This window comes from Enterobacter sp. UPMP701, assembly GCF_053709515.1.
Window position 1 is genome coordinate 1 of record NZ_JBSKJN010000039.1, and the last position, 1,078, is coordinate 1,078.

A 1,078-nucleotide genomic window follows, 5' to 3' on the forward strand; every position below is an offset into this window, starting at 1 on the left:
GCGAGGGACAAAATCCTGCGTTACTCGGGGAAGGAGCGTGACGCGACGGGGCTGTACTACTACGGGTACCGGTACTGCCAGCCGTGGTCGGGGCGGTGGCTCTCCGCAGATCCGGCGGGGACGGTGGACGGGCTGAACCTGTTCCGGATGTGCCGCAATAATCCCGTCACGCTTAAGGATGCGGACGGAAGAATGCAGGAACCGGCAAATCATACTTTTAGTGGGTACATCGGAAGAGATGAATTTAGCGTATTTGATAAACTGTTAAATTTTCCAGAGCTCTTTCATGAATCTGAAGAGAATCCATCCTCTCTGGCAGGAAATATCCACGAAGAAAATATAGCAGGAGGAGGTCACTCAAATCAGAAAAAAATATCGGTAACCTGGGAAAGAGAAGTCACTCCCCATTTTCAGCCAACACATCCGTCAGAAATAGCGCCAGCTGAAGGCGTTTCACTGGCATTTATGCAGGATATTTCCCGAGCCACCTACACGATATCTTTTGCACCTTCCGACGAAGGAATGAGCTTTACAACAGAAGACGTTGATAAAATCTTCTCTCCTCAGGCTAAGCAAGTTATTTCCACAATCGCTCACCAGGGACATCTCGCTGATATTACTATTGCATTGTATGGTATTTTGCCAGTTGATGGTATGAACAGATTTGTACAAAAGAGAGGGAATACGCCCGAACACCGTATCCTTAATGAAGGAGGGCAATATCGGATCACCTCAATAAAGCAGTTTGAGTTTAAAAATTCTGACACTGAAGAATATGATGAGATCAGTGGTTTTACTGCAACGGTTGAACAAACGACTTATCTGGATGCAAAAGAATTTGATGGGGCAGGTAACCGAATATTATCTTATCAGTCAATGGATAAACCATCTTTTCAGAAAATATCGTTAACAATGATATTGCCTGAAAACACGGGAAACCAGTCTATAGCACCACCCAGAAAAGGATTTTTTTCCCGAAGAAGAAATAAGTAATCAACGGCTTGTTGCTCTGGCAGCACCGACCTGTGCAATACGTGCAGATACGCGGCTTTCGAATCAGCGATAGCGCTGCCATCAG

General features: G+C 45.7%; 1 protein-coding gene. It reads left to right on the top strand.

Annotated features, from left to right (window positions below):
• A partial coding sequence (locus ACWKXT_RS24200) for an RHS repeat-associated core domain-containing protein (RefSeq protein ID WP_454533561.1) occupies nt 1-993 on the top strand: 993 nt, incomplete at its 5' end.
• Nucleotides 994-1,078 lie beyond the last annotated feature (85 nt).